We start from the raw sequence: 24,194 nt of genomic DNA, 5'->3' as shown, positions 1-24,194 counted from the left end.
CCGTAGGCTTAAGGGTGTGAGCATGACACTTCCCACCCCCCTCGACAACACCAGCGATTTCGCGCGCCCGCCGGAGCCTGCCGGAACCCGTACCTATGAGGTGCGGACTTTCGGTTGCCAGATGAACGTGCACGACTCCGAGCGCATCTCCGGATTGCTCGAGGATGCAGGCCTGACCCGCGTCGAGGACGGTCAGGCTGACGTCGTCGTCTTCAACACGTGTGCCGTCCGCGAGAATGCGGACAACAAGCTGTACGGGAACCTCGGCATGCTCAAAGCAGTCAAGGACGAACGGCCTGACATGCAGATCGCGGTCGGCGGCTGCCTCGCGCAGAAGGATCGGGAAACGATCCTCGCGAAGGCCCCGTGGGTCGATGCAGTCTTCGGAACGCACAACATCGGGGCATTGCCCGCCCTGCTGCAGCGGGCCCGCCACAACCAGGAAGCTCAGCTGGAGATCCTCGAGTCCCTCGACGTCTTTCCGTCCACGCTTCCGACCAGACGTGAATCCGTCTATGCGGGCTGGGTCTCGATCTCCGTCGGCTGCAACAACACCTGCACGTTCTGCATCGTCCCCGCGCTCCGGGGCAAGGAGCGCGACCGGCGGCCCGGCGAGATCCTCGCCGAGATCGAGGCGCTCGTGGCGGACGGCGCCGTCGAGGTCACCCTGCTCGGACAGAACGTCAACTCCTACGGCGTCGAGTTCGGGGACCGGGGTGCCTTCGCCAAGCTCCTACGCGCCTGCGGTTCCATCGAGGGGCTCGAGCGCGTGCGCTTCACGAGCCCGCACCCGGCAGCCTTCACCGACGACGTGATCGACGCCATGGCAGAGACGCCGAACGTGATGCCCCAACTGCACATGCCCCTGCAGTCGGGTTCGGACCGGGTCCTCAAGGCCATGCGCCGGTCCTACCGCTCCTCCCGGTTCCTCGGCATCCTGGAGCGCGTCCGGGAACGCATGCCGGATGCCGCCATCTCGACCGACATCATCGTCGGTTTCCCCGGGGAGACCGAGGAGGACTTCCAGGCGACGCTCGACGTCGTCGAACAGTCCCGCTTCGCGACAGCGTTCACCTTCCAGTACTCCAGGCGCCCGGGCACCCCTGCGGCCGACCTGCCCGATCAGCTGTCCAAGGCCGTCGTCCAGGAACGCTTCGAGCGGCTGACCGCTCTCCAGGATCGGATCGCGCGTGAGGAGAACGCACGTCAGGTCGGCAAACTGGTCGAGGTGCTCGTCACCGACCAGCAGGGCCGCAAGGGGAGCGAGACGCATCGCCTCACCGGGCGGGCCCGTGACCAGCGTCTGGTCCACTTCTCCGTACCCGAGGGAGCGGGGACCCCGCGTCCGGGTGATGTCGTCACGCTACTGATCACCGAGGCGGCATCCTTCCACCTGCTGTCCGATCCGATGCCCGGGCAGTACTCCCTGCGTCGATCCCGTGCGGGCGATGCCTGGGACAGGAGTCAGGCCGAATCCTGCAGCGTCCCCGCCGTGTCGGACGGCGCCCCGCGCGCGGTCTCGCTGGGAATGCCGGCGCTGCCCGTGCGGGGGAACGCTCGTTGACCCTGCCGGTCATCGCCGTCGTGGGCCCTACGGGTTCCGGCAAGTCCGACCTCGGCGTGGCGCTCGCGCAACGGCTGAACGGCGAGGTCATCAATGCTGATGCCCTGCAGTTCTACCGCGGCATGGACATCGGCACGGCCAAGCTCCCACCGGAGGAGCGGCAGGGGATCGAACACCATCTGCTGGATGTCCTCGATATCACGGAGGAAGCCAGCGTCGCGGCCTATCAGCAGGAGGCCCGGAGCAGCATCGACGCGATCCGCGGTCGCGGCCGTGTGCCTGTGCTGGTCGGCGGTTCCGGGCTCTACATCCGGGCGGCCCTCGATCGCCTCGACTTCCCACCGACCGACCCTGCCGTCCGTGCCCGGCTGGAGGCGGAGCTCGCCGATGCGGGCAGCTCCGCCTTCCGGGAACGCCTCCGGCTCGTGGATTCCGTGTCGGCCGCGCGTATCGAGGACGACCGTCGACTCATCCGGGCCCTGGAGGTCCACGAGATCAGCGGCCGCCCGTTCAGCGCCTTCATGCCACGCCGTGAATACCACCAGCCGGCGGTCCAGATCGGGCTCCGCGTCGACCGTGACCTCCTGCGGGAACGGCTCGCCGACCGCGTCCTCGGCATGGTCCGGAAGGGCCTGCTCTCGGAGGTCGAGCAGCTGGCAGCGGCCGGCCTGAGGAACGGCCGGACAGCATCCCGAGCCCTCGGCTACGTTCAGTTCCTCCAGGTCCTCGACGGCGCCCTGACCGAATCGGAAGCGATCGAGGACACGATCGGCGCCACCCGTCGTTTCGCCCGACGCCAGCTCACCTGGTTCCGCGGCGACCCGCGCGTCGACTGGCTGGACTGGCAGGAGCCGAAAATCGTCGAGACAGCCGTTGGGCTCGTGCGCAGCTCCGGGGACCTATCCTAGGACGGTGACCGACTTCCGCGGCGACACCGCAGCCCCCACGGCAAGCCCCACCCAGCAGTCCTCCCGGCTGTCCTTCACCAAGGGCCACGGAACGGGTAACGACTTCGTCCTGACGCTCGATCCCGAGGGCGAGGCGCCGACGGACGCCGCGTTCGTCGCGGCCCTGTGCGACCGCCACCGCGGTATCGGCGCGGATGGTTACATCCGCGCAGTCCGGTCGTCCGCGTTGCCCGAGGGTCGCGCGCTCCTGCAGACGGACCCCGGTGCGGAGTGGTTCATGGACTACCGCAACGGTGACGGGTCGGTATCCGAGATGTGCGGAAACGGAGTGCGCGTCTTCGCGCACTTCCTCCTGACCAGGTCGGCAGCCGAGCTCCCGGAGGGCGGCGAACTGGCGATCGGGACGCGTGCCGGCGTCAAGCGGGTCACCCGGTCGGGTGATGGCTACGCCGTCGACATGGGCCCCTGGGAATTCATCGTGCCGGAGGCTGCCATCGCGCGCGGGACGGACTCCCTCGTCGCGATCGGGGGGCTCGACGTCGACCGTCCGGCCCTGTCCATCAGCATGGGCAACCCGCACACCGTCGTCGCGCTGGCTGAACAGACAGAGCTCGACCGCACCGAACTGCACAGCGCACCGGCCGTCCGGCCCCTGCCCCCCGAGGGCACCAACGTCGAGCTCGTCGTTCCAGCGGACCCGCTGGTAGGGGAGGACGGCGTCGGCCGGCTGACCATGCGCGTCCATGAGCGGGGTGTCGGCGAGACGCAGTCCTGTGGAACCGGCGCGTGTGCTGCAGCTGCAGCCACGCGGTTCTGGGCCGGCGAGGGAGCACCGGCCCAATGGCTCGTGACCGTACCCGGCGGTATCGTCGGCGTGACGTTCTTCGACGGACCCGAAGGCCGCGAGCACGTCCAGCTCAGTGGGCCGGCCGTCCTCGTAGCGGAGGGAATCCTGCTGCCCGGGGCCTAGCCATGGGCTGCGGGCCTTCCGAAGGCAGCGGACGCCTCAGGCGACGACCCGGTGCACCTCGATGATCCGAAATGACTTCGACGTCTCCGCCCGACGCACGGTGAACCCCTCGCCGAGCTCTCCCGCGACCCATCGCTGGAGCGAGTCGGCGCCGAGGTTCTTCTGCACCACGAGCCACGCGCGTCCATCCGGAGCGAGTCGGGGCAGCCAGCGGAGCAGCAGCGCGTGCAGCTCCTGCTTGCCGATCCGGATCGGGGGGTTGGACCAGATGGTGTCGAACTGGAGGGACGGGTCGACGTCGTCGGGGGTGCCTGCTGTGACGTTGTCGAGGCCGAGGCGTTGTGCATTCTCGGCAGTGAGCGCGATGCACCGCTCATTGACATCGATGGCGTAGACCTCCGCATCCGGTGACGCGAGCGCCATGGTAAGGGCGATCGGGCCCCAGCCACAACCGATATCGAGAAGTCGCGAGCCCTCAGGGGCCGGCACGGTGTCGAGGAGGATGGCCGTCCCCTTGTCGACTCCGTCGGGGCTGAAGAGACCCGAGGACGTGACGAGTTCCCGCCGTTCGCCGGCAAGGACGACGGAAAGGGGTTTGCGCGTGTCCGGTCCGGACGGTTGCGCGCTGAAATAGTGCTGGGACTCCATGAAGGAAAGCCTAGCGGCAGCGGCGTGACAAGCCCGTTCGGTCCCGATTTCGCGCTGGGAGAAGAGGCTGCGATGCCGACTCCGGCGGACGTAGAATTGAGGAACAGATTACTAGGGAGATTATGACCACGAATAACGGACACTCCACCGGAGCCGACATGGGCCCGGAGGAGATCCAGGCTGTCATCGATCGGATCCTCGCCAGCGACGAAGCTGCCGTAGCGAAGTCGAAGAAGGGGACAGCACCCGACCAGGGAGCGGCGCCGGGCGAGAAGACACCGACCGAGAAGACCTGGCGATCACGGGCACTCGCGCTGTCGGGTGAGGACGGACCGTCGGAGGCCGACGGCGACCAGCAGGACCTCCAGGAGCGGCGTGCCCTCCGTCGCGTCGCAGGCCTTTCCACGGAGCTCGAGGACGTCACCGAGGTCGAGTACCGGCAACTCCGGCTCGAGCGGGTCGTGCTTGCGGGCATCTGGAGTGAGGGCACCGCGCAGGACGCGGAGAACTCGCTCCAGGAACTTGCTGCGCTGGCCGAGACCGCCGGTTCCGAGGTGCTGGACGGTATCGTCCAGCGTCGCCTCAAGCCGGATCCCGGAACCTTTCTCGGTTCGGGCAAGGCCCAGGAGCTGAAGACGATCGTCGAGGCCACGGGAGCCGATACGGTCATCGTGGACAGCGAGTTGTCCCCTTCGCAGCGCCGCGGCCTCGAGGACATCGTCAAGGTGAAGGTCATCGACCGGACGGCCCTGATCCTCGACATCTTCGCGCAGCACGCCAAGAGCCGCGAGGGCAAGGCGCAGGTCGAACTGGCGCAGCTCGAATACCTCCTGCCGAGGCTTCGAGGCTGGGGTGAGTCGATGTCCCGCCAGGCCGGCGGCCAGGTCGGTAGCGCAAGCGCGGGCATGGGGTCGCGCGGCCCGGGTGAGACGAAGATCGAGCTCGACCGACGCAAGATCCGTACCCGCATGGCGAAGCTGCGGCGCGAGATCACCGCGATGAAGCCTGCCCGCGAGACCAAGCGCTCGAACCGGCGGCGGAACCAGGTACCGTCCGTCGCGATCGCCGGGTACACGAACGCCGGAAAGTCCTCCCTGCTCAACCGGCTCACGGACGCCGGGGTGCTCGTCGAGAACGCGCTGTTCGCGACGCTCGATCCTACGGTCCGCAAGGCGGAGACGCCTGATGGGATCGGGTACACGCTGGCCGACACCGTCGGGTTCGTCCGTTCGCTGCCCACGCAGCTGATCGAAGCCTTCCGTTCGACGCTGGAGGAGGTGGCCGATTCCGACCTCATCCTGCACGTCGTGGATGCCTCGCATCCTGACCCCGAGGGGCAGATCGCCGCTGTCCGTGCCGTGCTCACCGAGGTCGATGCGCGGAAGATCCCCGAGATCATCGTGCTTAACAAGGCCGACGCCGCCGACCCGTTCGTCATCGAGCGCCTTCGGCAGCGGGAGCCTCGAACCGTCGTCGTGTCCGCTCGCACAGGTGCGGGCCTGACCGAGCTCCGGCAGCTGATCAGCACCAACATCCCGCGTCCCGGCGTGAAACTCGATCTCCTCGTGCCCTACGAGCACGGTGAGATCCTGAGCCGCCTGCACGAGGAGGACGTGGAGATCCTCGGCCTGGATCATGTCGACGAAGGAACCCGCCTCGAAGTGATGGTCCGCGAGGGCCTGGCAGCCGAGTTGGAGCCGTACATCAGGCATGAGTGACAGCACGCGGTCCGGCGCAGCCGTAGCGGCGCCGGACGCGGTACGCCCCTCACCCGAATCGCGGCAGGCGCTCGAGCTGCTCGATGCGGCCGTATCGGCAATGGGCGGCGAGATGCGTTCCGGCCAGCACGAGATGGTGCGGCAGGTCAGTGAGGCGATCCACTCGGGCGGTCACCTGCTCGTCCAGGCCGGAACCGGAACGGGCAAATCACTCGCCTACCTGGTGCCGCTCATCGCGCACGCCATGGATAGCGACCGCCCGTCCATCGTGTCCACGGCGACTCTTGCGCTGCAGGCGCAGATCATCGGTCGGGATCTGCCGCGCCTGCTCGAAGCCGTGCAGCCGGCACTGGCCCGACCGGTCGACATCGCGCTGCTCAAGGGGCGATCCAACTATGTCTGCCTCCACAAGACCGGAGGTGGCTTCCCCGAGGAGGACGCTCCGGACGCGCTCTTCAGCCTCGGCGAGGACGCTGTTCCCCATCCATCTCCAGCCGTCGGAGGTAACGCTCCCGCTTCCGCGCTGGGCAGGGAGGTGGTCCGGCTGCGCGAGTGGGCGGAAGAGACGACGACGGGCGATCGCGACGATCTCCTGCCGGGGGTGAGCGACAGGGCGTGGCGCCAGGTGTCGGTGTCCAGTATGGAATGCCTCGGTGCTGCCCGCTGTCCCGCGGCCCAGGCGTGCTTCAGCGAGAAGGCGCGTTCCGCCGCCGCCGACGCCGACATCATCATCACGAACCACGCGATGCTTGCGATCAGCGCCTTCGAAGGCCTGGCCGTGCTGCCGGAGTACGACGTCGTCGTGATCGACGAGGCGCACGAGCTGCACGACCGGGTGACGGGCGCCGTGTCCGGTCAGCTTTCCCCCTCCATGGTCGGCGCTGCCGCCACCGGCCTGCGCCGGCATGCCTCCATCAGCACGACCGCCCTCGATACCGCCGCCACCGCATTCGAGGCGGCCGCCGAGCTGGTCACCTCCGGCCTCCTGCCGGGTGGGCTTCCGGATGATCTCGAGCAGGCGTTGGTGCAGGTCCGCGACGCATCGCGCGCAGCTCTCTCCGATACGAAGACGGACGGTAAGTCCGAAGCCGACGCCGACGGCGGCCGACAGATGGCCCGGTCACGGGTCACCCTCGTTTTCGAGCTCGCCGAGCGGATCCTCGCGGCGTCCGATCTCAAGGAGGTGGTGTGGGCGTCCCGACCCAGCAGCTTCACGCCCGGATCGGGCTACTCGCAGCCGGACGAGAGCGCACCCGCGACGCTGAACGTAGCGCCGCTCTCGGTCGCCGGGCGGCTCCGGGAGGGCCTTTTCGAGGGTCACACGGTGATCCTCACATCGGCGACGCTCGCCATCGGATCCGAATTCGGCCCCGTGGCGGGTTCGCTCGGACTGAGCGGTCCGGGTGCCCCGGCCTGGACCGGTATCGATGTCGGAAGCCCGTTCGACTACCCGCGCCAAGGGGTCCTGTACGTGGCGAAGGACCTGCCGAAGCCGGACCGCGGGACATCGGACGCGCAACTCGAAGAATTACTGACCCTCCTCAAGGCCTCCCGCGGGGGAGCGCTGGGATTGTTCTCCTCCAAGCGGGCCGCGGAGGAAGCCGCGGAGGCGCTTCGCCCGAAAGTCGACTTCGAGATCCTGTGCCAGGGGGAATCCTCGCTGAACGCTTTGGTCACGCAATTCTCCGACGAGCCGGATACCTGCCTGTTCGGCACGATGTCCCTGTGGCAGGGCGTCGACGTGCCGGGTCAGTCCTGCCGTCTCGTCGTGATCGACCGCATCCCCTTTCCGCGTCCTGACGATCCACTCATGACGGCGCGCACCCGGGACGTCGCCCGGAATGGCGGCAACGGATTCATGAGCGTCTCCGCGACCCATGCAGCCGTTCGGCTGGCGCAGGGCGCCGGTCGCCTCATTCGGGCGACAGGGGACCGGGGAGTCGTGGCCGTCCTGGACAGCCGCCTGGCGACGGCGAGATACGGAGGATTCCTTCGCGCGGCCCTACCGCCCTTCTGGGCGACGACGGACAGGGCGACGGTCACGGGCATCCTCGAAAGGCTTTCCGGACGCTGATCGCTCCGCTCGTGGGGGTGAAGGAGGAACCTCCCGGCCGCACTCCTCCTGGCAACACGAAGGGCGCCGCGGTCCTGGGACTGCAGCGCGCCCTTCTGGGAGTCATGCCCTACCCGGGCGTCCTCCCACCAGTACCTGCTTCCTACAGCGCGCGCATCACCGAGACGACCTTCCCCATGATGCTCGCATGGTCACCGAGGATGGGCTCGTAGCGCGTGTTCTGCGGAAGGAGCCAGGTGTGCCCGTCCCGCTGGCGGAACGTCTTCACCGTCGCCTCATCATCGAGCAGGGCAGCGACGATGTCGCCGTTCTGCGCACTCTGCTGCCTGCGGACGACCACCCAGTCGCCGTCGCAGATCGCGGCGTCGACCATGGAGTCCCCCGAGACCTTGAGCATGAAGAGGTCCCCATGACCCACGAGCTGGCGGGGGAGCGGCATGACGTCCTCGACGACCTGATCGGCGAGGATCGGTCCACCCGCCGCAATGCGGCCGACGAGCGGGACGAGTGCCGTGTCCATTGCCACCCGGTGCTCCGCGGAGAGCCGCTGCTCCGTCGAGAGGGTGCTCGAATCACCGGATGATTCGGACGGCAGCGTCAGGGGGAGCAGTACCTCCATGGCACGGGGCCGCTTGGGGTCGCGCCGGAGGTACCCCAGACGCTCGAGCTGCGAGAGCTGGTGGGTGACGCTCGAGAGGCTCGCCAATCCCACGGTGTCCCCGATCTCCCGCATCGAGGGCGGGTAGCCCTTGTCGGCGATCGAGCGCTGGATGGTCTCCAGGATCGTCAGCTGACGCGCAGTCAGGCCCTTCGACACCGAGCGGCCACGAGGCCGGCCACGAGCGGCGGTCAGGGGGACGGCGCCGGTCCGGACGTCAGCGATGTTCGATTCCTGTCGGGCCGCCGGTGTTGGTTCCGCCACTGTTGCGCCTCTCGCCTGGGACTGTCCGTCCCGTCATCCCCGCCGTCCAGCTCCTCGAGGACCGAGGAGCCATTTTGTCAGTGGCGGGTGGTTGTCTGGAGAACATCAGGGGCGCAGCTGCGGGGTTGCAGCAGCTTCGACCGATGATGTCCTGTCGTGTTCACGCTAGGACAGACCGGAGCACTTTTCAAACATATGTTCGACCGAGTCTCGACAATGGTCGTTCACAGGTGCTAGAAATAAGCAGAGACGAATTAGAACAGGTGTTCGAAAGAAGGCCGTTCGATCACGGACGTATTCGAAGGGAAAGAGGAATGGCGATGGCTGAAGCACCAGTACTGCACGGCAGCACGGCGCTGTGGGCACTGAAGCCCGCCCGACCGGAGACCGGCGCCGGCCTCCGGCTCGTTCCTGCTCTCGGGTTACAGGCAGGCACGCCGGTGCCGGCCGGCCGCCGCCCGGATGAGTACGAAGGCGACGCCGAGCGAGCTGTTGACTTCCGGTGCGATGCAGGGGCGGAGCGCACCTCCAGGCAGCGGACTGCGAAACGTCCCGTCACCCTCACTCAGCGTGGGAGGTTGCTCCTGGTAGGTCTTCCGATCGCCGTCGGTGTGGTGGCGCTGATCATCCTCGGCGCATTCCTCACATCGCAGGCGCAGGCCGGCGAGGCCGCTCCCGTGTCCTCGCCGATCGTCGAGGTGAATGTCGCAGCGGGTGAGTCGCTCTGGGACCTCGCCGTGCACTACGCCCCCGAGCGGGACCCTCGCGAAGTAGTAGCCGAGATGGTGGAGCTGAACGACCTTCGCTCGTCGCTCGTCCAGGCAGGGCAGAGCATCTCGATCCCGTCCCGCGGCTAGGGGCACCATCGATCGCGGATGTCGTCCTGGACCCGGAACCGGCCGGGACCGTCCTCGCCGTTGTGCCGGTTGGCATCCTTTAAGCTGGAGCGGTGCCCTCATCTGTCGACGCCCTAGCGAACCTGCCCCTGCGTGATGACCTCGTCGGGTTGCACCCCTACGGCGCCCCGCAGCTGGACGTCCCGATTCTCCTGAACGTCAACGAGAACACCCACGGAGTTCCGACGGACGTACACACAGCGATCGTGGCGGCCGTGGCAGCGGCGACCCACGGGCTGAACCGTTATCCGGACCGGGAGTTCACCGAGCTTCGCAGGAACCTGGCCACCTACCTCGGGCACGGGTTGACCCCGGACCAGCTCTGGGCCGCGAACGGATCCAACGAGGTGCTGCAGCAGATCCTCCAGGCCTTCGGTGGCCCGGGGCGCACGGCGATCGGTTTTCCGCCGACCTACTCGATGTATCCCCTGCTGGCCAGCGGTACCGGTACCCGCTATGTCACCGCAGCGCGCGGCGCCGCCTACGCCATGACCCCTGATGCCACAGCCCGTGCCGTGCGCGACTCGGCGGCCAATATCGTATTCCTCTGCTCGCCGAACAACCCCACCGGCACCGCGCTCGACCTCGACGTGATCGAAGCAGCCTACGAGGCCGGCGAGGACGCGCGGGCCATCATCATCGTCGACGAGGCCTACGGCGAGTTTGCGCAGAAGGGCACCCCGAGCGCACTCACGCTCCTACCCGGGCGTCCGCGACTGCTCGTGTCGCGCACCATGAGCAAGGCCTTCGCTCTGGCCGGCGCCAGGATCGGCTATCTGGCCGCCGCCCCTGAGGTCGCCGACGCCCTCCGCCTCGTCCGCCTCCCGTACCACCTGTCCGCCATCACCCAGGCAGCAGCCAACGCAGCCCTCACCCATGCCGACACCCTGTTGTCCAACGTCGAGGCGATCAAGGTCCAGCGGGACCGCATCGTGCGCGAACTCGAGGCCCTCGGGCTGTCGCCGGCGCCGTCGGACGCGAACTTCGTCTTCTTCGGTGGTCTGGCGGATCCCCATCGTGTGTGGGAGGGTCTCCTGGCGGCCGGGGTGCTCATCCGCGATGTCGGTATACCAGGGTCCCTGCGCGTCACTGCAGGAACAGAGCAGGAGACCACGGCGTTCCTTTCAGCGTTGAAAAAGCTGCTGTAGCAAGGCCGGGCGGGCTTGCTCGGCCGGTGTCTCCTAGACTTGGAGGGCCCGATCGTGGTGAGCCTCCCGGATCGGGCACCAGTACACGCCTGACCTCTCGTCGATCAGCGCCCGGATGACCGGCAGCGCACAGAAGGAATGACATGACTGTAGTTGCCGCCCGCGGCCGCACGGCCCGCATCGAGCGCGTCACGAGCGAATCCAGCGTCCTCGTGGAGCTGGACCTCGACGGCACAGGAGTGTCGTCGATCGACACCACCGTCCCGTTCTTCGACCACATGCTCACCGCGCTGTCGAAGCATTCCCTGGTTGACCTGACCATCAAGTCCTCCGGTGACACGCATATCGATGTGCACCACACCGTCGAGGACACGGCGATCGCCATCGGTGAGGCGCTGCGCGTCGCGCTGGGGGACAAGGCCGGCATCCGCCGCTTCGGTGAAGCGACGGTGCCGTTGGACGAAGCCCTCGCGAATGCCGTCGTCGACATCTCCGGACGCCCGTTCCTCGTACACGGCGGCGAGCCGGCGGGCCAGGAGTACCACCTGATCGGCGGGCACTTCACCGGGTCCCTGACCCGCCACGTCTTCGAGGCGCTGGCACTGCACGCCCGGATCTGCCTGCACATCACCGTCATTGCGGGCCGCGATCCGCACCACATCGTCGAGGCGCAGTTCAAGGCCCTCGCCCGGGCGTTGCGCGCAGCCGTCGAGCAGGACCCGAGGGTCGAGGGCATTCCGTCCACGAAGGGAGCACTATGACAGCGCGTACCGTCACCGTGCTCGATTACGGGTCGGGCAATGTCCGGTCGGTGGTGCGAGCCCTCGAGCACGTGGGTGCGAACGTCATCCTCAGCGCCAAACCCGACGACGTCCTCAACGCCGATGGACTGCTGGTGCCGGGAGTCGGCGCTTTCCAGGCGGTCATGAAGGGCCTGAAGGATGTCGACGCCCTACGCATGATCGGCCGGAGGGTCGCCGGCGGCCGGCCCGTCCTCGGAATCTGCGTAGGACTGCAGGTCCTCTTCGACGAGGGGGTGGAGCACGGAGTCCGCACCCCCGGCATGGCTGAATGGCCAGGCGTCGTCGAGCGACTCAAGGCCGATGTCGTCCCGCACATGGGGTGGAACACCGTGCAGGCCCCTGACGACACCGTCCTCTTCGACGGTATCGGGCACGAGCGGTTCTACTTCGTCCACTCCTACGGTGTGCAGGACTGGTCCTTCGACGTCACGCAACCCGCCATGAAGCCCCCACAGGTCACCTGGTCGAATCACGGCGGCCCGTTCATCGCCGCGGTCGAGAACGGGCCCCTCAGCGCCACGCAGTTCCACCCGGAGAAGTCGGGCGACGCCGGGGCGCAGCTCCTTCGGAACTGGATCGAGGGCCTGCGATGACCGGATGCTGAGTTTGGTGCTCATGGGCGTCGCCGGCCTCCTCATCGGCGGGGCGTTCTCCCTGCGCAGCCAGGAATTCCCGCGGTGGGTGTGGATCGCCTTCCTCGCGCTGGCCGGTCTGTCGCTCCTCGCGGCCTACCTGTTCACGCTTCCCGGCGACTAGCCGGTTCATTCACCACCTGACAGCGCGGTCACCCGCCCGTACGAAAGCAGACCATGAGCCCCTTCTCCGAATCGCCCACCCTCGAACTCCTTCCGGCCGTCGACGTCGCCGATGGCCAGGCCGTCCGCCTCGTCCAGGGCGAGGCCGGCAGCGAGACGAACTACGGGGATCCCCTCGACGCCGCACTCGCCTGGCAGGAAGCAGGTGCCGAGTGGGTACACCTCGTCGACCTCGATGCGGCCTTCGGCAGGGGCTCGAACCGAGCCCTGCTCGAGCGCGTGGTGAAGCACCTCGACATCAAGGTGGAACTCTCCGGTGGCATCCGTGACGACGCCTCGCTGGACGCGGCCCTCGAACTCGGCGCCACGCGCGTCAACCTCGGCACGGCTGCCCTCGAGAACCCCGAGTGGACGGAGCTCGCGATCGCCCGTTACGGCGACGCCGTCGCGGTCGGCCTCGACGTCCGGGGCACCACCCTGGCAGCCCGGGGCTGGACCGAGGAGGGCGGGGACCTGTGGGAGGTCCTGCAGCGCCTGGAGGACGCCGGCTGTGCCCGGTACGTCGTCACGGACGTGACCAAGGATGGGACCCTGAAGGGGCCGAACATCGAGCTGCTCAAGGAGGTCCTTTCCAGGACCACGCGCCCCGTCGTCGCATCGGGCGGCATCTCCAGCCTCGACGACATCGCGGCACTCCGGGAACTCGTGCCGAGGGGCCTCGAGGGAGCGATCGTCGGCAAGGCGCTCTACGCCGGCGCCTTCACCCTGCCGCAGGCGCTCGACGTCGCAGGGTTGCCCGGCGCGGACGCGTGACGGGCAGGCAGCTCCCCGCCCATATCGCCGCTGCACTCGCGGGTAATACCGGCGACTCCGCGGGTCGGCCGTGGGCCGGCCGCGACCTCTCGGGTCCGGACAATCCCCTGCACGCATTCGACGACGACGACGGCACCGCCGATCCCCGGCTCGCTGCCGCCGTGGCGGCGCTGGTCGTCCTGCAGCCGGACCAGCCCGGACCGTTCGAGCGGAAGGTCTTCGAATCGCTCACCACGGCGCGGGTCTTCATCCCGATCGTGGCCCGGCTAAGCGAGCCCGGGGAGGCCGCTGCCGCGTCCCGCGCCGGCATGCAGTCCGACAAGGAAGCCGACATGGCGCTCGTCACGCTCACGGCTCCTGACGGTCGGAAGGCATTGCCCGTCTTCTCGTCCACCGTGGCTCTCGAGCGCTGGCACGCGGATGCACGGCCCGTCGCAGCCTACGCCTCCCGCGCCGCCCTGGCCGCGGTAGCCGAGGGCGCCGAACTCATGGTGCTCGACCCGGGCGCCGACCTGACTTTCGTCGTGCGCCGTCCTGCCGTGTGGGCTCTCGCCCAGCAGATCGAGTGGACGCCGTCCTATGAGGACGAGACGCTGTCCTCGCTCGTCGGGGCTGCCGCGCTCGACCACCAGGACATCATCACCGTCGCGCTGCGGCCCGGCGCCGGCGTCCTCAGCCGGAGCGCCGACGGTAGCATTGCCTGCGGTGGAGGATCGGGGCCCGAGCTGCGTATGGACGTCCGGCTCCGCCCCGGGTTGACCTCGGAGGGGGTGCGCGACGCCGTCGCCTCGCTCCGGGGAACGTTGCTCGGGCTCACCGATTTCGTGGAACGCGTCGACTCGCTCGACATCAAACTCATCAGCTGACGGAGGCGTCGGCCAGAAAGACGACACGTGAACTTCGCCGTATACCGGGACCTGCTGCGCATCCGCTCCGTCCGGAGGTTGCTGATCGTCGGGATGATCGCCCGTTTCCCGCACTCGGCTGCGGGCGTGCTGCTGACACTGCACGTGGTGCAGACCCTCGACCGCGGCTATGCCGAGGCGGGCGCGGTGGCCGCCGTCGTCACCATCGGCATAGCCGTCGGTGCCCCCTGGCGTGGCCGGCGGATCGACAGCGCCGGATTGCGGCGTGCACTGATCCCGTCGGTGGTGGCCGAGGCGATCATCTGGTCCGTAGCCCCGCACCTGCCCTACCACTGGCTGCTCGTCGCCGCCCTCGTGGGCGGCCTGTTCACCCTGCCGGCCTTCTCCGTCATCCGTCAGGCCCTCGGCGTCCTCGTCGAGGGGAACCGCCGGCGCACCGCGTTCACCCTCGACGCGATCTCCACGGAGGTTATCTTCATGGCGGGTCCGGCGGTGGGCGTCGTCCTCGCCACGCAGGTCTCCACCGTGCTCGGTCTGACGCTCGTGGGAATCGCCACGGCGTCGGCGGGGCTCTTCCTCATGTGGTTCAACCCGCCGACACGCTCCGAGCAACTGCCCGACGCCGTCACGGTCACCGCGGCCGCCCCGTCCAACGTCGGCGAAGCTGCAGCCGACCTCATCGGTGCGCGAAACACCGGCGCCGAACCCGCCGCGAAGGACTCACTCGTCCGCAGGGGTGTGCGCAGGGCACTGCCGTGGCTGACAGTCCCCCTCGTCATCGTGATGGTCGTCGCCGCCGGGGCCGGGCTCGTGCTGTCCGGAACCGAGGTCGGGATCATCGCGGCGCTCGAGCTCTCCGGCAACGAGGAGCAACTCGGGTTGGTCTTCGTCGCCTGGTGCGCGGCATCCGTGGTGGGTGGAGTCCTCTACGGGGCTCTGCACCGGCCCATCCCGCCGTCGCTCCTCCTGCTCGGCATGGCACTGCTGACGCTGCCCCTGGCCTTCGCCGACACGACGCTGTCCCTGGCCCTGCTGTCGATCCCTGCGGGGTTGCTGTGCGCGCCGGTCCTCTCCGCAGCTTCGGAGAAGGTCGCAGATCTCGTGGCGGAGGACCGCAGGGGCGAGGCGATGGGCTGGTACGGATCAGCGCTGACCTCGGGGGTCGCTCTCGGAGCTCCCGTCGCAGGCGTCCTCATCGACGCGACCGGACCCTGGGGTGGCTTCACCGCCGTGGCAGTGGTGTCCTCGCTGATCGGCGTCGTCGGCCTCTCGATGCGCACCAGACCCCTGGGACCGATCCGGCCCGACGCAGCGCAGGCGCTGCGGTAGGCGGTACCCCTGCCTCGAGAAGACCTGCACGTGCGTACGACGGCACGGACAGGAGTAGGGCAGGAAGCAGCAGGAGGAAGGTGTCGGGAACAAGGGAGGCCCGCACCGTCCATCGGTGCGGGCCTCCCGCGGGACAGCCGTAGTGGTGCAGGCCGGTCAGTTGACCGGACCGGTGTACTTCTCGCCGGGCCCCTTTCCCGGAGGATCGGGGATGATGGACGCCTCCCGGAACGCGAGCTGGAGTGACCGGAGGCCGTCGCGCAAGGGACCGGCGTGCTGGGAGCCGATCTCGGGCGCAGCTGCCGTGACGAAGCCGGCGAGGGCGGTGATGAGTTTGCGCGCCTCGTCGAGGTCCTTGAGTTGCTCGGCATTCTCCTCGTGCCCCAGGCCGCACTTCACGGCCGCTGCGCTCATGAGGTGGACGGCCGACGTGACGATGACCTCGACGGCGGCCACCTCGGAGATGTCGCGCATCTGCTGACGGACGTCCTGCTCCGCCGCGTCCGGGCCATCCTGGTTCTCCTCCGTGAAGCTGCGCCGGGACGGGTTCGCAGGTTCGGGATCGGGGGAGTGCTGCGGATTGTCGTGTGCCGTGTTCATACTGGTAAGCTTGGCACAGACCAACCGGTCACTGTTACTCGCTGTGCTCTGCAAGGAGCCACCTGCAACCGACCGGAATGCAAGCGGAGTCCTCTCCCACCCGCGTTTGCCTGGTGCGGCCCTTGGCCGCATTGCAGGCAGCCGGGTCACCTGGTCGGTCCTGCAGATGATCGTGCGGGAGGCTCACGCTTCCCCCGAATTCCCAGAACCGGTTACCGAGGCCTTCGATTGCGCATGCAATGGAAGGCCTTCTTTCGTCTGCAGGCGGTTTCCGTTCAGAAATTTACAGGAGCCACACATTAGCGAGCCAAGAATCAATGATCGTATCCGCGTTCCCGAGGTGCGGTTGGTTGGACCTGCCGGCGAACAGGTAGGAATCGTCCGTATCGAAGACGCCCTCCGACTTGCCGCCGAGTCCGACCTGGATCTGGTTGAGGTAGCACCGCAGGCAAAGCCTCCGGTGGCCAAGCTCATGGATTTTGGTAAGTACAAGTACGAAGCGGCCGTCAAGGCCCGCGAGGCGCGGAAGAACCAGACCAACACGGTCCTCAAGGAGATTCGTTTCCGCCTGAAGATCGATACGCACGACTACGAGACGAAGCGCGGGCACGCCATGCGTTTCCTCGGTGCCGGCGACAAGGTCAAGGCCATGATCCAGTTCCGCGGACGTGAGCAGCAGCGCCCCGAGATGGGTATCCGTCTGCTGCAGAAGTTCGCGGATGACGTCGCCGAGGTCGGTGTCGTGGAGTCGACTCCGCGCATCGACGGACGCAACATGGTCATGGTGATCGGCCCCACGAAGAACAAGGCCGAGGCAAAGGCGGAAGCCCGACGCGAGACCCAGCGCGCCGACGCGAAGGCGGCCAACGAGGCTGCCAAGTCCGGAGACGGTCCCGTACGCGTGGACACGTCAGGTAGCGATAATGCTCCGTTCACGCAGTCCCTCGCGGACCTGCTGCCGGAGGGTTACGCCATCAACACGCAGCCCGAGGCACCCGAAGCGGCCGCACCGGAGACACCTGCGGTCGAGGTGGCAGAGACTGCGGATCAGCCACAGGCTGCCGCCGCTCCGAGGACCGAAGCAGCGACGACGTCGGCACCCAGGTCGGAGTCGCCGAAGGCCGCTCCGGAGCGCGTTCCGTCGTCGGCCCCGCGGTCGACGTCCTCCAGGCCGGCCGGCGAGCGTCCGGCAGCGTCCCGTCCGGTTTCGTCCGCACCAAGGCCTGCTACAGAGCGTTCGGCACCAACCCGTCCGGCTTCGTCCGCACCGAGGCCGGCAACGACCTCGTCCGCACCGAGGCCGGCAACAGCCCCGGCACCGAATCCTGCCGCAGCTCCGGCACCCGCTCCCGGCACAGCGACTGCACCTCAAGCCGCCGCGGCACCGAAGCCGGCAGCCAAGCCATCGGCCATGCCGAAGCCCGGAGCGCCGAAGCCGTCGGCGACCCCCAAGCCTGCCGGCAGGGCGGCTCCCTCCAAGAGCCCGACCAGCCGTCCCAAGCCCGGAAGCACGGACTAGGCTCGCGCCCTGTCCCTGCCGGGCATGTTCGACAACCAGCAGGCACCCTCGGGTGCCGACCTCCGGGTGCATCCGCCCCGGCTACAAGAAGGAGATCGGTTCCCATGCCGAAGATGAAGACCCACAGCGGCGTCAAGAAGCGCTTCAAGCTGACCGGTAGCGGAAAGCTCAAGCGCCAGCAGGCCAACCGCCGCCACTACCTGGAGCACAAGTCCTCGACCCTGACCCGCCGCCTTGCAAGCGACAAGATCGTCTCGAAGGCCGACACCAAGGTCATCAAGAAGATGCTCGGCATCTAACCACCAATCCATCCCTTCGGGAAAGCGCGCGCACCATCGGTGCGGTGCTGCGGCTACGGCCGTGACCGGAGAAGAACTGAAGGAGTACACACGTGGCACGTGTGAAGCGGGCAGTCAATGCCCACAAGAAGCGTCGCGTCATCCTCGAGCGCGCCAAGGGCTACCGTGGACAGCGCTCGCGCCTGTACCGCAAGGCCAAGGAGCAGCTGCTCCACTCGTTCGTCTACAGCTACGGCGACCGCCGCAAGCGCAAGGGCGACTTCCGCCGGCTGTGGATCCAGCGCATCAACGCTGCGTCCCGCGCCAATGGACTGACCTACAACCGACTGATCCAGGGCCTCAAGGCTGCCGAGATCCAGGTCGACCGCCGTATGCTCGCCGATCTTGCCGTGACTGACGGCGCCGCTTTCGCTGCGCTCGTCCAGCTCGCCAAGAACGCCCTGCCGGCCGACACGTCGGCTCCGCTCAAGGCTTCGGCCTAGGCACATCGGCTGCCGCGGGTCCTTCGGCCCGCGCACCCGGTAGATGATGACTGTGAACGGACGCCCCCAGGCTCCACTGATGACCAACACCCAGGCTGATCGGGTGAAGGAGGTGGCACGCCTGGCCGGGCGTCCGTCGCGTTTAAGGCGGCGTGAGTTCCTGGCTGAGGGACCCCAGGCCGTACGTGAGGCACTACGACTGCACCTCGAGAAGCACGACGACGGTGCGGACGGCGTTGTCGTCGATGTGTACGCGACGGCCGAGGCGCTCGAGCGCCATGACGACATCGCCAACCTCCTCGCGTCCGGTGGTGCCCCGATCGTCCGGATGGTGACGGCAGAGGTGCTGGCCGCCATGTCCTCCACCGTCACGCCCCAGGGGTTCATCGCGGTCTGCCGATTCGTCGACAGCCCGCTTGACGACGTCCTCGCTTCCGGTCCACGGCTCGTGGCCGTGCTGGTCGAGGTGCGCGATCCGGGCAATGCCGGCACCATCATCCGCGCAGCCGATTCCGCCGGCGCCGACGCGGTCATCCTGACCGGTTCCAGCGTCGATCCGTACAACCCGAAGACCGTCCGTTCCACGGTGGGTTCACTGTTCCACCTGCCCATCGTCATCGGCGTGGAGCTCGAGGGGCTCACCGAACGCCTGCGGTCCGCCGGGATGACGGTGCTCGCCGCGGACGGTCACGGCACCACCAGCCTCGACGACCTGCAGGACGCCAGCGCCGCGCGAAGGTTCGGGGCAGGAGAGCCGGGCCAGAACTCCGGCGGCGGGGACTTTCCGTCGTCGGACGCGCTGCCGGCACGGGGATCAGGTCTTGAGGCCCGTGGCGCGGCAGAACCCGTCCGCTCCGTGCGTCTCGAGGATCCGGGAGCCTGGCTCTTCGGTAACGAGGCACAGGGACTCACCGCCGAGTTGACCGAGGCCGCCGACGCCCGTGTCGCCGTCCCGATCTACGGCAGCGCCGAGTCCCTCAATGTAGGAACGGCCGCAACGGTCTGCCTGTACGCCTCAGCGCGCGCGCAGCGTCTGGTCTGAGGCGACCGACGTCGTCTGCGGGGCATCAGGAGCCTCCGACGACGTTGCCGACGCATTGCCGCGGTCCATGCGGCCGCTGATCAAGGCGACGCCGAGTCCGAGGACAGCGAGGCCGGCGCCGACCAGCGCCGGCGAGGTGAAGCCCCAGCCCGCGGTGATGACGGCGCCTCCCACCGCTGCGCCCAGTGCATTGGCGGTATTGAGGGCCGAGTGGTTCATCGAGGAGGCGAGTGACGGCGCGCCGGGCGACACGTCCAGGAGGCGGGCCTGCAGGGGCGGGATGAGTGTCGATCCGCTGGCTCCCACCAGGAAGACGAAGAGGCAGGCCGACCACGGTGTCGATGCTGCAAGGGGGAACAGGAGCAGGACCACCGTGATGGCCGCCATGACCCCGTAGATGCTCCCCATGATGGAGCGGTCGGCGAGTCGTCCACCGAGGATGTTACCGACGACCATCCCCACGCCGTACAGGGCGACGACGAGGGGCAACAGCGATACATCCAGCCCCGCCACCTCCGTCATGATCGGCGAGATGTACGAGTACACGGCGAAGAAGCCGCCGAAACCCACGATGCCGATGAGCAGGGTCATCCACAGTTGGGGCCGGCGCAATGCCCCCAGTTCCGTGCGGATGCTGGCGCCCGGCCGTACCGGGACTGCCGGTACGAAGGCGCGGATGAGCACGAGGGTCCCGATGCCGATCACTCCCACGAGCAGGAACATGGAGCGCCAGCCGAACTGCTGGCCGAGCCAGGTCGCGAAGGGCACTCCCACCACGTTCGTGATGCTGAGGCCGAGCATCACCATGGAGATGGCGCGTCCGCGTCTGGCCGGGTCGGCCAGCGTCGCGGCGAGAACGGCAGCGACGCCGAAATACGCGCCGTGGGGGAGTCCGGACAGGAAGCGCGAGGCCAGCATCCAGCCGAAGCCGGAAGCGAAGAAGGACGAGATGTTTGCCAGGGTGATGACCATCATGAGGGCCAGTGCCACGGTCCGTTGGGGCTTCTTCGCGCCGATGGTCGCGAGGATCGGAGCGCCGATGACCACGCCGAGAGCGTAGGCCGAGATGACGTGGCCGCCCTGCGCGTAGTCGACGCCCAGGTCCGCACGCATCTCCTCCAGCAGTCCCATGATGGTGAACTCGGTGGTTCCGATGGCGAAGCCGCCGACCGCCAGGGCACCGATGGCGAGGGTAAGGCGACGGCCGGACAGGCGCTGGGACGGAGGTGTCGGGTGAGCGGAGGCAGTCATGGGTGTCCTAGCGGCAAAAGTAGTCGAAGAATAGGGTTCGGCCGCTGTGCCGGCCGAAGCGGGCATGCATGTTCGGTCGGGGCGACGCGGACGCCGTCGTCATCATCAAGCCTAGGTGATGACCGGGACGACGGCGGGAATGTCCTTGGCAGCACGAGGACGGGGTCCCGGGTTGCGTCAAGGCCCGATCCGCTTGCGCCCACGCTGGAATTCGGGTCGTCCGCCTGATGGAATTTAACGATGGGTTGGACACCGCATTCATATGAATTGCCGCAGACGGAGCACCTACGCGAGGACATCAACCTCCCTGAGGAGCCTGGAACCGAAAGCGCGGCCGAGTTCTCCGAAGACGCCTTCACCTCGACGGAGCTGAACGCCGGACAGCAGGTTCCCGGTCTGAGTCCGCACGGGGAGTACCGGCGCCAGGACAATCCGGAGCATCAGACGAAGCCGGGCGGCGCACTCGCCTCCCCGGAAGAAAGCTGATCTCGCGGACCTCGCTACACTCGGCTCGTGACCTCTTCAGCCCTCCACCAGCCCCTCCAGATCGTCGGAGCGGCCGTCGTCGACTCCCTCGAGCAGCCCACCAGGCTCCTTGTCGCACGGCGTACGTCACCGCCCCAGTTCGCAGGCATGTGGGAGTTTCCGGGCGGCAAGGTGGAGGCGGGCGAGACCTGCGAGGCTGCCCTGCGCCGCGAACTGGACGAGGAGCTGGGCATTCACGTCCAGCTGGGTGCGGAGATCCCCGGCCCGGCGGACCAGGGCTGGCCCCTCAACGGGAAGGCCGCGATGCGCGTCTGGTTCGTCGAGGTGACCGCCGGTGAGCCCGAGGCGCTGCAGGACCACGATGAGTTGCGCTGGGTGCCCCTCGACGCCGGGACCGAGGTCGAGGACCTTCCCTGGATTCCCGCGGACAAGCCGATCCTCGTTGCTCTGCGGTCCGCACTCGGCGAGGTCCCGTCCTCATTCGGCGGGGTCCCGTCCGCCTGATCGCCGAGCGGTGCGCGCCGTCGCCCAGGATCGGTCCGGGGACGGACAGTTGACGGGTGACCCGCCTAGAACAGGGACGGCTGGACCGCTCGAGCGGAGTCTGCCGCTGACGGGGTGGGCCTCGGGCCGGACGCGCTGCTGCCGCCGGAATCGGCTGGTCCGGCAGCCGAGAGATTGCGGAAGAAACCAGCACCCGCCATGAGCCCGTGCTTTGCACGGAACACCCTGATCCTGCCCGAGAGCCAGTCCCGGTACTCCTTCGAGGCATAGCTGCCGCCCCTGTAGAGCGATTCGTAGCGCGGCACGAGGTGTGGATGCTGGGCTGCGAGCCACTGCATGAACCATTCACGGGATCCGGGCCGCAGGTGCAGAGGGCCCGCCGTCACGCCCGTCGCACCAGCGGACGCGAGCGCACCGAAGAGCTGATCGAGCGATTCGTCGCCGTCCGTGAGCCACGGGAGGATCGGCATGGCCATGACGCCGCAGGGCAGTCCCGCCTCCCTGAGCCTCGAGACGAGAGCCAGCCGTGCCTTCGGAGCAGGCGTGCCCGGTTCGATCGAATCCGCGAGGACGGGATCCAGGAGTGCGAGCGAGATGCCCATGCCGACGTTGACCGACTCCGATGCTGCCTTCAGCAGCGGGATGTCCCGGGCCAGCAGGGTGCCCTTCGTCAGGATGGAGAAGGGTGTACCCGAATCGGCCAGCGCAGAGATGATGCCCGGCATCAGGCTGTAGCGACCCTCGGCCCGCTGGTAGGGGTCGGTATTGGTTCCGAGCGCAACATGGTCGCGCTTCCAGGACGGCCGGGAGAGTTCCCGTACCAATACCTCCGCGGCATTGATCTTGACGACGAGCTGAGCGTCGAAATCGAGGCCCGTATCGAGGTTGAGGTAGCTGTGCGTCTTGCGTGCGAAGCAGTAGACACAGGCATGGGAGCAACCGCGGAAGGGGTTGATGGTCCAGGAGAACGGCATGGATGAGGTGGGAGGCACCTTGTTGAGGACCGACTTCGCGGCAACCTCGTGGAAGGTGATGCCGGCGAATTCGGGAGTCCTGACGGTCCTGACCAGGCCTGCCAGGGGTACGAGGGCCGGTTCGGCGACGGAGGCGCCCTCGACGTCGTCGTCCGTGATCTTCTGGCCTTCCCACCGCATGCAGCAAGTAGAACACGTGTACTAATACTGTGTCACGTCGGCCCGTGTCCTAGGCTGGATGCATGATCCTGCTCACCGGTTTCGAACCCTTCGGGGGAGAATCGACCAACCCGTCCTGGCACGCCGCTCAGCGCGCGGCGGACCTGCTGCGGGAGCAGGGCCGGGAGGCTGCCGCCGTCGAAGTCCCCTGTGTCTTCGGGCGGACCGTCAAGGTCCTGAAGGAGGCCATCGAGCGCTACCGGCCGGAGGTCGTGCTGTGTGTCGGCCAGGCAGGAGGTCGCGAGAACATCTCGATCGAGCGCATCGCCATCAATGTCGACGACGCACGCATCCCCGACAACGCCGGCCTGCAGCCGATCGACGAACCCGTGGCAGCGGACGGTCCGGCCGGGTACTTCTCGACGCTTCCCATCAAGGCATGCCGGGAGGCGGTCGCCCACCTCGACATCCCGGTCGAGGTGTCGCAGACGGCGGGGACGTACGTGTGCAACCACATCTTCTACGGCCTCATGCACCACCTCTCGACCCGCACTGGAATCCGCGGCGGCTTCATCCATGTCCCGTACTCGACGGAACAGGGCGACGCGAACGGGAAGCCGGGCCTCGCCGTCGACTCGATGGCCGCGGCGCTCGTTGCGATCGCCACGACGACGGCACGGACGACGACGGACGCCCGGGTCACGGCGGGCGCGGAGCACTAGTCCGACGGTCAGGCGCGCACTGCGGTCAGGGTCGGCGATCGCCGAGGGTGATCCACTCCTGTGAGGATCGGCGCCCAGGATCGACTCCCGCGAGGATCGCCTCCTAGGATCGCCGCCGGCTCCTGGCAGCGAAGGTGGCCCGCACGACGTCTGCGACGGGACGAAGCGGCTGCTCCCGGTAGCCGCCGTCGGCCAGGCCGGCCCCGCGCTCGAAGAGATTGCGGGACGCAGGATCGCCCGTCCTCAGGAGCGAGTAGGCGGCCGCCAGCAGGTATGCAGGGAGGAACGGCAGTCCCAGGCACGCGGCGTACTGGCGGCAGTGGCGGGCCTCGTGCTCGAGCAGCCGATCGAAGCCCGCAGGTGCGCCCTGCGGCACGCGGCCCCTCAGCAGGACGACGCTTCCCACGGTGAAGGCCCGGGCTCTGGGGAGACGCCTCCTGTACCCCTCGGCCAGGAGGATGCCGTGCGGGCCGCGGAAGATACGGCAGCCGGAGAGGGCCGCCAGCGCGAGGCCGCACGGCGTCGACAGATTGATCCAGTTGAGGAACGGCACGAGCCTCCGGTTCATGCCGCCATCGTACTGGTGCCGCCGGCGGGAGGGCCGGGTGGCCGACGTACCAGCGCCGGCCGCCCGGGTTGCGGTGCCGCCGAACCGGTCGCCTAGACTTGACCCGCCGGTGCGCCCACGCTGCGACCCGGCGTTTTCCTGTCCACGGCGTGGTCTGCCGAGCAGCCCACCCGC

26 protein-coding genes are annotated in these 24,194 nt (G+C 68.1%); 20 read left to right on the top strand and 6 right to left on the bottom strand.

All coding sequences use genetic code 11. The features are described 5' to 3' along the window. The first annotated feature begins 16 nt into the window (after positions 1–16). From miaB to dapF, 3 genes are read left to right on the top strand one after another with little or no spacing between them, the layout of a single operon-like run. Positions 17–1,564, top strand: coding sequence for a tRNA (N6-isopentenyl adenosine(37)-C2)-methylthiotransferase MiaB (gene miaB / locus RCH21_RS14615; protein ID WP_442784720.1), 1,548 nt, complete (start codon positions 17–19; stop codon positions 1,562–1,564). Continuing rightward, positions 1,561–2,472, top strand: coding sequence for a tRNA (adenosine(37)-N6)-dimethylallyltransferase MiaA (miaA, locus tag RCH21_RS14610; protein WP_326965003.1), 912 nt, complete (start codon positions 1,561–1,563; stop codon positions 2,470–2,472). The genes miaB and miaA overlap by 4 nt, the downstream gene beginning before the upstream one ends. 4 nt (positions 2,473–2,476) lie before the next feature. Beyond that, entirely contained in the window at positions 2,477–3,442 is a 966-nt protein-coding gene (gene dapF, locus RCH21_RS14605) for a diaminopimelate epimerase (RefSeq protein ID WP_326965002.1), read from the top strand. Between the two features lie 36 nt (positions 3,443–3,478). Here dapF and RCH21_RS14600 read toward each other — a convergent pair whose 3' ends face one another. Beyond that, positions 3,479–4,090, bottom strand: coding sequence for a class I SAM-dependent methyltransferase (locus RCH21_RS14600; RefSeq protein ID WP_120148099.1), 612 nt, complete (start codon positions 4,088–4,090; stop codon positions 3,479–3,481). Positions 4,091–4,212: 122 nt separating this feature from the next. Between RCH21_RS14600 and hflX the strand changes: the two genes are divergently transcribed. Further along, positions 4,213–5,808 (top strand): GTPase HflX, encoded by a 1,596-nt coding sequence (gene hflX, locus RCH21_RS14595; protein ID WP_326965001.1) that lies wholly within the window; start codon positions 4,213–4,215, stop codon positions 5,806–5,808. Then, positions 5,801–7,882, top strand: a complete 2,082-nt coding sequence (locus RCH21_RS14590; RefSeq protein WP_326965000.1) for an ATP-dependent DNA helicase — start codon at positions 5,801–5,803, stop codon at positions 7,880–7,882. Before hflX ends, RCH21_RS14590 begins: the two co-directional genes overlap by 8 nt. 142 nt (positions 7,883–8,024) lie before the next feature. On the opposite strand, the gene lexA is transcribed toward RCH21_RS14590, so the two are convergent. Further along, on the bottom strand, positions 8,025–8,735 hold the full coding sequence (lexA, locus tag RCH21_RS14585) for a transcriptional repressor LexA (protein ID WP_442784722.1): 711 nt from the start codon (positions 8,733–8,735) through the stop codon (positions 8,025–8,027). A gap of 389 nt (positions 8,736–9,124) precedes the next feature. On the opposite strand from lexA, the gene RCH21_RS14580 reads away from it, so the two are divergent. The 8 genes from RCH21_RS14580 to RCH21_RS14545 all read left to right on the top strand — a co-directional run bounded on the left by RCH21_RS14580 (position 9,125) and on the right by RCH21_RS14545 (position 15,414). Next, positions 9,125–9,661 carry a LysM peptidoglycan-binding domain-containing protein gene (locus RCH21_RS14580; RefSeq protein WP_326964999.1) on the top strand — a complete coding sequence of 179 codons (537 nt, stop codon included), beginning with the start codon at positions 9,125–9,127 and terminating at the stop codon, positions 9,659–9,661. 92 nt (positions 9,662–9,753) lie between these two features. Then, positions 9,754–10,848: a histidinol-phosphate transaminase gene (locus tag RCH21_RS14575; protein ID WP_326964998.1), complete on the top strand. Its 1,095-nt coding sequence runs from the start codon at positions 9,754–9,756 to the stop codon at positions 10,846–10,848. 143 nt (positions 10,849–10,991) lie between these two features. Beyond that, the gene (gene hisB / locus RCH21_RS14570) at positions 10,992–11,609 is read left to right on the top strand and encodes an imidazoleglycerol-phosphate dehydratase HisB (RefSeq protein WP_326964997.1); all 618 of its coding nucleotides are present in this window, start codon (positions 10,992–10,994) and stop codon (positions 11,607–11,609) included. Next, positions 11,606–12,244 (top strand): imidazole glycerol phosphate synthase subunit HisH, encoded by a 639-nt coding sequence (gene hisH / locus RCH21_RS14565; RefSeq protein ID WP_120148093.1) that lies wholly within the window; start codon positions 11,606–11,608, stop codon positions 12,242–12,244. Before hisB ends, hisH begins: the two co-directional genes overlap by 4 nt. A 4-nt stretch (positions 12,245–12,248) precedes the next feature. Then, on the top strand, positions 12,249–12,407 hold the full coding sequence (locus RCH21_RS14560; RefSeq protein ID WP_326964996.1) for a hypothetical protein: 159 nt from the start codon (positions 12,249–12,251) through the stop codon (positions 12,405–12,407). Positions 12,408–12,460: 53 nt separating this feature from the next. After that, positions 12,461–13,219, top strand: a complete 759-nt coding sequence (priA, locus tag RCH21_RS14555) for a bifunctional 1-(5-phosphoribosyl)-5-((5-phosphoribosylamino)methylideneamino)imidazole-4-carboxamide isomerase/phosphoribosylanthranilate isomerase PriA (RefSeq protein WP_120148092.1) — start codon at positions 12,461–12,463, stop codon at positions 13,217–13,219. Further along, a complete protein-coding gene (locus RCH21_RS14550) occupies positions 13,216–14,085 on the top strand; it encodes an SseB family protein (RefSeq protein ID WP_326964995.1) in 870 nt (289 codons plus the stop codon). The genes priA and RCH21_RS14550 overlap by 4 nt, the downstream gene beginning before the upstream one ends. Positions 14,086–14,112: 27 nt before the next feature. Continuing rightward, positions 14,113–15,414, top strand: a complete 1,302-nt coding sequence (locus RCH21_RS14545) for an MFS transporter (RefSeq protein WP_326964994.1) — start codon at positions 14,113–14,115, stop codon at positions 15,412–15,414. Between the two features lie 156 nt (positions 15,415–15,570). On the opposite strand, the gene RCH21_RS14540 is transcribed toward RCH21_RS14545, so the two are convergent. Beyond that, positions 15,571–16,014: a DUF1844 domain-containing protein gene (locus RCH21_RS14540; protein ID WP_326964993.1), complete on the bottom strand. Its 444-nt coding sequence runs from the start codon at positions 16,012–16,014 to the stop codon at positions 15,571–15,573. Between the two features lie 340 nt (positions 16,015–16,354). Here RCH21_RS14540 and infC point away from each other — a divergent pair, with 340 nt between their 5' ends. The 4 genes from infC to RCH21_RS14520 all read left to right on the top strand — a co-directional run bounded on the left by infC (position 16,355) and on the right by RCH21_RS14520 (position 19,356). Continuing rightward, positions 16,355–17,533 carry a translation initiation factor IF-3 gene (infC, locus tag RCH21_RS14535; protein ID WP_442784719.1) on the top strand — a complete coding sequence of 393 codons (1,179 nt, stop codon included), beginning with the start codon at positions 16,355–16,357 and terminating at the stop codon, positions 17,531–17,533. 104 nt (positions 17,534–17,637) lie between these two features. Continuing rightward, on the top strand, positions 17,638–17,832 hold the full coding sequence (gene rpmI, locus RCH21_RS14530; RefSeq protein WP_026531962.1) for a 50S ribosomal protein L35: 195 nt from the start codon (positions 17,638–17,640) through the stop codon (positions 17,830–17,832). Between the two features lie 92 nt (positions 17,833–17,924). Then, positions 17,925–18,314 carry a 50S ribosomal protein L20 gene (gene rplT, locus RCH21_RS14525; RefSeq protein ID WP_120148089.1) on the top strand — a complete coding sequence of 130 codons (390 nt, stop codon included), beginning with the start codon at positions 17,925–17,927 and terminating at the stop codon, positions 18,312–18,314. Between the two features lie 46 nt (positions 18,315–18,360). Beyond that, positions 18,361–19,356 (top strand): TrmH family RNA methyltransferase, encoded by a 996-nt coding sequence (locus RCH21_RS14520; protein WP_326965068.1) that lies wholly within the window; start codon positions 18,361–18,363, stop codon positions 19,354–19,356. Here RCH21_RS14520 and RCH21_RS14515 read toward each other — a convergent pair. Beyond that, the gene (locus tag RCH21_RS14515) at positions 19,330–20,607 is read right to left on the bottom strand and encodes an MFS transporter (RefSeq protein ID WP_326964992.1); all 1,278 of its coding nucleotides are present in this window, start codon (positions 20,605–20,607) and stop codon (positions 19,330–19,332) included. The two genes, RCH21_RS14520 and RCH21_RS14515, sit on opposite strands and share 27 nt — an antisense overlap. 240 nt (positions 20,608–20,847) lie before the next feature. On the opposite strand from RCH21_RS14515, the gene RCH21_RS14510 reads away from it, so the two are divergent. Then, positions 20,848–21,093, top strand: a complete 246-nt coding sequence (locus RCH21_RS14510) for a hypothetical protein (protein WP_326964991.1) — start codon at positions 20,848–20,850, stop codon at positions 21,091–21,093. Between the two features lie 27 nt (positions 21,094–21,120). Beyond that, positions 21,121–21,597: a (deoxy)nucleoside triphosphate pyrophosphohydrolase gene (locus RCH21_RS14505; RefSeq protein ID WP_326964990.1), complete on the top strand. Its 477-nt coding sequence runs from the start codon at positions 21,121–21,123 to the stop codon at positions 21,595–21,597. A gap of 65 nt (positions 21,598–21,662) precedes the next feature. On the opposite strand, the gene RCH21_RS14500 is transcribed toward RCH21_RS14505, so the two are convergent. Then, positions 21,663–22,751 carry an Rv2578c family radical SAM protein gene (locus RCH21_RS14500; protein ID WP_326964989.1) on the bottom strand — a complete coding sequence of 363 codons (1,089 nt, stop codon included), beginning with the start codon at positions 22,749–22,751 and terminating at the stop codon, positions 21,663–21,665. A gap of 62 nt (positions 22,752–22,813) precedes the next feature. On the opposite strand from RCH21_RS14500, the gene pcp reads away from it, so the two are divergent. Then, positions 22,814–23,452, top strand: coding sequence for a pyroglutamyl-peptidase I (gene pcp / locus RCH21_RS14495; protein WP_326964988.1), 639 nt, complete (start codon positions 22,814–22,816; stop codon positions 23,450–23,452). 103 nt (positions 23,453–23,555) lie between these two features. Here pcp and RCH21_RS14490 read toward each other — a convergent pair whose 3' ends face one another. Continuing rightward, entirely contained in the window at positions 23,556–24,020 is a 465-nt protein-coding gene (locus tag RCH21_RS14490) for an eCIS core domain-containing protein (protein WP_120148083.1), read from the bottom strand. Positions 24,021–24,194: the final 174 nt, after the last annotated feature.

Origin of the sequence: Arthrobacter sp. PL16 (assembly GCF_035985055.1) — a bacterium.
Taxonomy (GTDB): Bacteria; Actinomycetota; Actinomycetes; order Actinomycetales; family Micrococcaceae; genus Arthrobacter_D; species Arthrobacter_D cheniae.
Note: the sequence above shows the minus strand (reverse complement) of the source record. Positions and strands in the feature narration are given on the sequence as shown.